The following is a 6,311-nucleotide window of genomic DNA, read 5'->3' as shown; positions in this document are numbered from 1 at the left end:
TGTTTTGCAGAAAGAGGCCGATGTGAAATAAAAAAAGCGTGCAGACATCGCATTGTCTGCACGCTTTCATATCATTCATTCCTGCCGGTCTTTAAACTCCTGCCATATCTCCACCAAAAGTTCTGAATCCGTCAGAAGTTCATACCCCGTCAGCGCCAACGCCTTTGCTCCTGTAAGCAGGGCCAGGTCACCCTCAGGGGACTTGGCGGCTTCCCTGAATTCATTGGTATGGACAACAAGTGATTCGGGTCCGATTTTAATGTAAGGGTGGATGGTCGGGACCACCCTGCTGACGTTGCCGGCATCCGAAGAACCGAGACCTTTTCGTTCGGTTTCATCAAAATATTCACCAAGTGACTCGATGGATTGCTGAAACACTTTATCGAAACGGCGGTTCAGCTGAAAATGATCGACCTCGTTTTGTATTTTAATAACCTTGACTTCTGTACCTGTGGCAAGGGCCGCTCCTTCAGCGATGGCTTTTACTTTTTTCGTGACTTCATTGCATGCTTCACGTGTGGCAGCGCGAATATAAAACCGTGCCTTTGCGTAGTCGGGGACGATGTTCGGTGCATCCCCTCCATGGGTGATAATGCCGTGAATCCTCACGTCATCGGTCACATGCTGGCGGAGAGCGTTGATGCCGTTGAACAGCTGAATGACGCCGTCGAGTGCATTTATACCGTCTTCGGGAGATGCTGCCGCATGGGCAGAGCGTCCTTTAAATTCGAAGTCCAGCGGATCAACGGCGAGCGTTTTTCCAGTCAGCGTAGTCCGGTTGTACGGATGAACCATCAGGCAGGCATCCACGCCCTCGAACAAGCCCGCTTTCACAAAACTTCCTTTCGCACTGCCGTTCGGTCCCCCTTCTTCAGCAGGGGTTCCGAACACCACGACTTCACCTCCCGTTTCATCGAGGACGGATGCGAGGGAAATTGCCGCTCCGCAGCTTGCCGTTCCGATGATATTATGGCCGCACGCATGCCCCAGTCCGGGAAGCGCATCATATTCAGCCAGGTAGCCGATGACCGGACCTTCTTTCCCTGAACGTTTCCGGGCAACGAACGATGTTTCATGTCCCGCCACTCCCCGTTCGATCGTGAATCCGTGTGCTGACAGCAGGGAGGTCAGTGTCTCTGAAGCAAAGAATTCTTCATTTCCAATTTCAGGTTTGTCGTGAATTTGATGACTGATCGAAACCAGTTTCAATGCCAATTGATCCACTGCTGAGATGATGTTCTTTCGACGATCGGCAATTACTGTTGTCTGACTCATATCTTCACCCTCCTAATGTAATTCACTGACCGGTACAAATGTTGGAATCAGTGAATCTTTATACGTTTCCTTGATATGCTCAGCTACGTCATCTTCCTGATAAAGCTCGACGATTTTTTTGTACGTTTTGTTGTCTTTGTCTTTTTCCTGTGCAGCAATGATGTTGATGAATGGCTTTGATTCTGCCCCTTCGATGTAGATGCTGTCTTCAACTGGTACAAATCCTGCTTCCACCGCTACTCCGTTATTGATGATGGAGGCGGCCACATCCGGCAGAACGCGTGGTGTTTGTGCAGCGACGACCGGCGTAAACTCCAGGTTTTTTGGATTTTCTTTGATTGCTTCAAGTCCCTGTGACTGATCAAATCCCTCTTTCAGCTTAACCAATCCTGCTTCCTCCAGAAGAAGCAGAGCACGGCCAAGGTTTGTTGCTTCTTGTGGCACGGCGACTTTACTTCCTTCAGGCAAATCTTCAACCGATTTATGCTTCTCGGAATAAATTCCCATCGGAGCGATGATCGTTGTGCCGATGGGTACAAGATCCAGGTTATGTTCTTTTACAAATGAGTCAAAGTACGAAATGGTCTGGAACGCGTTCAAATCGATATCTCCATCAGCCAATGCCTGATTTGGCCTTACATAATCGGCAAACTCGACAATCTCGATTTCGATTCCTTCCTTGGCAGCTTTCTCTTTCATATAGTCCCAAATCGGTACGCCCGATCCGTTCACACCGACTTTGACCACTTTTTTATCTTCTGAACCGGATACACTGTCTCCAGAGCATCCACTCAAAATGAGGGTGAATAATAATATGGCGATACTGGCTAAACTGATTGATTTTTTCATGGTATTCTCTCCTATCTTCTTCTGATGACTTTTGATAATGTATTTCCTGCAGTCTGTAGACCCTGGACCATCACGATTAATATAATGACAGTCACGATCATGACCGAAGTTTCAAATCTCTGATAGCCATAAGCGATGGCGAGGTCTCCAAGTCCTCCGCCGCCGACTGCCCCGGCCATGGCGGAAGCTCCGACAAGCCCGATGGTCGCAATCGTGATATTGAGGACCAGCGTGCTCAACGCCTCCGGTATAAGGATTCCGAAGATGATCTGCCAAGGGCCCGCGCCCATGGACTCAGCGGCTTCTATGACGCCCGGATCTACTTCAAGAAGCGAACTCTCTACAAGTCTTGCTATATATGGTGCTGCAAACACGACCAGGGGGACCACCGCAGCTGCCGTACCGATCGAGGTTCCCACTACCAATCTTGTAAACGGAATGATCGCCACCATCAAAATGATGAACGGAACTGAACGGAAAACGTTGATGATGCTGCTCAGCACGGAAAAAACCGCTTTGTTCTCAAGTAAATGCCCCTTCCTCGTGACAACCACGATGATGCCGAGCGGTAAACCGATCAATGTGGCAAATAACAATGAGAACGAGACCATCGCCACTGTATCCCAGGTCGCTTCGAGTATTCTCGGCCAAAATAACTCCCAATTAACTTGCACGTTTCTCCACCTCACTTACGAATAGTCGCTTCTGCCAATACTGTAAGATCTCTGCGGTTTCCTTCTCACTGCCGATGATCTGTACGATTAGATTCCCAAACGGCTTCCCTTGAAGCTCTGTGATCTGCCCGAATAATACGTTGATGTGGGCACTGAATGCTTTTGCCGTTTCGGAAAGAATCGGTGACCCCGTTGAATCCCCTTTGAAAATCAGGCGGCAAATGCGTCCATGTTTGCTGTCATTCAATTTATCGAGTACTGATGCCGGCAGCTGATCGTTCATGACGCTCTTCACAAAGTTTTTCGTAGTAGGGGTTTGAGGATTGGAAAAGATATCAAAGACGCTTCCTTCCTCGACGATTTCCCCATTCTCCATCACTGCCACTTTGTCACAGATTTCGCGGATCACCTGCATTTCATGGGTGATCATCACAATTGTGATGCCGTATTCGGCGTTGATTCTTTTCAACAGATTCAGGATTGATTCCGTTGTTTGCGGATCTAGGGCGGATGTCGCTTCGTCACAAAGCAGGATCGAAGGAGATGTCGCAAGGGCCCTCGCGATGCCCACTCTTTGCTTCTGGCCGCCTGACAATTCATCGGGATAATGCTTCGCTTTATCTTCGAGCCCGACAAATGCCAGTAATTCTTTTACCCTCTGCTCGATTTTTTCCTTCGGCCATTTTGCCAGTTTCAGAGGATAAGCGATATTCCCTGAAACGGTCCGGGATTGAAACAGATTAAAGTGCTGAAAGATCATTCCTATCCGGTGGCGTTCTTTCCGCAGATCTGCTGCAGACTGCTCTTTCAAGCTGCGGTCTTCGATCAAAATTTCTCCGGAAGTGGGCTTTTCCAAATAATTAAGGCAGCGGACGAGCGTACTCTTCCCAGCCCCGCTGAATCCAATGACCCCATAGATTTCTCCCTTTTCCACCTGGAAGGACACATTCTTCAATGCTGTGAATGGACCATCTTTCGTCTCGAATACTTTCGTAACATTCTGAACTCTGATCATACAAGTCTTGCTCCTCTCTCTATGAATCTTCTTGATGCCGGCAGGTAAGGACATGGATGAAATAGAAAATGCCCCCCTTCATAAGAAGAGAGGCACAAATATGTAGATGTCCCGCTCTTCTCATCTTTCAAGTCAAATGACTTGATGGAATTGGCACGGTATTCATAAAGAACCCGTTGCCGAGGTATCGCAGGGCCAGTCCCTCCACCTCTCTGGATAAGAAGATATCGCTTTATTAAATTTAAGTAGTACTGCAAATAAGTATTAGGATAATAGTATAAGATTCTAAATCTTTTGTCAATGCTGTATTCAAAGTTTTTTGATTTTAAGTAGCGCTGTTGATTTCCGTGCAAGAATCCGCATTCTGCCGGCTACCCTTGAACCTCCATCCCCCCGGATAGAAAAGTGGATAGCGCCTTTCCCAGCCCTGACAAGTATAGGATGAATGGGCCGGGAAGGCGCTCTTTAATTTTATGGTGCACTCAGCTTGGACGATGGAAAAGCGGAGGAGAGGCGGGTGGCATAAAGCTTGATCTGGGCAAGTCTCACATATCAGCCACTTCTCCCCCAGGTGTCTTCTTGCTGCAATCAACAGCCGGAGCCAGCTTATATCAGACAAAAACATTACCAACGTCAAAAAAGAGCCGGATTTCTCCGGCTCTTTTTTGATTACATATTAACTCGTTACCTCTTCTTTCTCACGGATCTTCTTCTGCATCCGGTCGCGGTCCCGTTCAAGAATTGGTTTCAAGTACTTCCCTGTGTAGGACCCTTTAGCCTCGGCAACTTTTTCAGGGGTTCCGCTGGCGATAATTGTACCGCCTTTATCCCCGCCTTCAGGCCCAAGATCGATGATGTAGTCAGCCGCTTTGATGACATCCAAATTGTGTTCAATGACAAGGACTGTGTCCCCGTTTTCGACAAGGCGCTGAAGAACGACTAGCAGTCTTGCGATATCGTCGACATGGAGGCCGGTTGTCGGCTCATCCAGGATATAAAGCGAACGGCCGGTGGAACGCCGGTGCAGCTCGGACGCTAATTTCACACGCTGTGCTTCCCCTCCGGAAAGGGTCGTCGCCGGCTGTCCAAGCGTAATGTATCCTAACCCGACATCAAAGATCGTTTGAAGCTTCCGTTTGATTTTCGGGATGTTTTCGAAGAACTTCACCGCATCTTCAACTGTCATTTCAAGAACGTCTGCAATATTCCTGTCCTTGTACTTCACTTCAAGAGTTTCGCGGTTGTATCGTTTTCCATGACATACTTCACATGGGACATATACATCCGGCAGGAAGTGCATTTCGATCTTGATGATTCCGTCACCTCGGCAGGCTTCGCATCTTCCGCCTTTTACGTTGAAGCTGAAGCGTCCTTTTTTATACCCGCGCACCTTGGCTTCATTAGTCGTCGCGAATACATCGCGGATATCATCGAATACGCCTGTGTAGGTGGCCGGATTCGATCTGGGAGTACGGCCGATCGGCGACTGATCGATATCGATTACCTTGTCGAGATGGTCGATCCCTTTCACTTCTTTATGCTCACCAGGTTTGGTTTTAGCATTGTGAAGCTTTTGTGCCAGGGATTTGTGAAGGATTTCATTAATCAGCGTACTCTTTCCGGACCCTGAAACACCTGTTACCGCTGTAAAGATTCCGAGCGGAAACTTAGCCTTCACGTTGTTCAAGTTGTTTTCTTTGGCACCGACAATCTCAAGATATCTTCCGTCCGGCTTGCGTCTTTCGTGAGGGAGCGGAATGAATCTCTTTCCGGATAAATATTGGCCAGTCAATGACTTTTTGTCTTCCATGACCTCGTCAGGTGTTCCGGCTGAGATGACTTCCCCGCCATGCACTCCTGCTCCCGGACCGATATCAATCAGATAATCAGCTGCCAGCATCGTATCCTCGTCATGTTCGACAACAATCAGGGTGTTGCCGATATCACGCATGTTTTTGAGTGTTTCGATCAATCGGTCATTGTCACGCTGATGAAGACCGATTGATGGCTCATCAAGAATATACAGGACCCCTGTCAGGCGCGACCCGATCTGGGTTGCGAGACGAATCCGCTGCGCTTCCCCTCCTGAAAGAGTTCCTGCAGCACGGCTTAATGTCAGATAGTCAAGTCCCACATTTACCAGGAATCCGAGACGTTCGCGGATCTCCCTCAGGATCAGCTTTGCAATTTTCATGTCTTTTTCTGAAAGTTCGAGCTGAGCAAAGAAATTGTCTGCTTCCTCAATCGAGAATGCCGTGACTTCTCCGACGTGAAGGGAATCCACCTTCACCGCCAGGCTTTCTTCTTTCAGCCGGTGTCCGTTACAAGTCGGGCAGTCCTGCTGGGCCATGTACTTCTCCATTTGCTCCCGGATATAGTCCGAGCTTGTTTCCCGGTAACGGCGCTCTATATTTTTCATGACCCCTTCAAAGCGAAGATAGTTTTCGCGCACTTGACCGAAGTCGTTTTCGTAACGGAAATAGATCTCGTCTTTGCCG

5 protein-coding genes and 1 riboswitch are annotated in these 6,311 nt (G+C 48.4%); all 5 genes read right to left on the bottom strand.

Annotated features, from left to right (window positions below; translation table 11 throughout):
* Positions 1 to 75: 75 nt before the first annotated feature.
* Positions 76 to 1,275: a M20 family metallopeptidase gene (locus HP456_RS18225; protein ID WP_172253728.1), complete on the bottom strand. Its 1,200-nt coding sequence runs from the start codon at positions 1,273 to 1,275 to the stop codon at positions 76 to 78.
* Positions 1,276 to 1,287: 12 nt separating this feature from the next.
* On the bottom strand, positions 1,288 to 2,124 hold the full coding sequence (locus HP456_RS18220; protein WP_172253726.1) for a MetQ/NlpA family ABC transporter substrate-binding protein: 837 nt from the start codon (positions 2,122 to 2,124) through the stop codon (positions 1,288 to 1,290).
* Between the two features lie 11 nt (positions 2,125 to 2,135).
* Positions 2,136 to 2,798: a methionine ABC transporter permease gene (locus tag HP456_RS18215; protein ID WP_172253724.1), complete on the bottom strand. Its 663-nt coding sequence runs from the start codon at positions 2,796 to 2,798 to the stop codon at positions 2,136 to 2,138.
* Positions 2,788 to 3,813, bottom strand: a complete 1,026-nt coding sequence (locus HP456_RS18210) for a methionine ABC transporter ATP-binding protein (RefSeq protein ID WP_172253722.1) — start codon at positions 3,811 to 3,813, stop codon at positions 2,788 to 2,790. Before HP456_RS18210 ends, HP456_RS18215 begins: the two co-directional genes overlap by 11 nt.
* Before the next feature lie 117 nt (positions 3,814 to 3,930).
* Positions 3,931 to 4,036: riboswitch (SAM riboswitch) on the bottom strand.
* A 453-nt stretch (positions 4,037 to 4,489) separates the two neighbouring features.
* Positions 4,490 to 6,311, bottom strand: a 1,822-nt coding sequence (uvrA, locus tag HP456_RS18205) for an excinuclease ABC subunit UvrA (RefSeq protein ID WP_172253720.1), incomplete at its 5' end; no start/stop codon positions are given.

This window comes from Bacillus haikouensis, from assembly GCF_013179555.1.
Classification (GTDB): Bacteria; Bacillota; Bacilli; order Bacillales; family Bacillaceae_B; genus Rossellomorea; species Rossellomorea haikouensis_A.
This window is presented reverse-complemented; position numbering and strand designations above follow the sequence as displayed.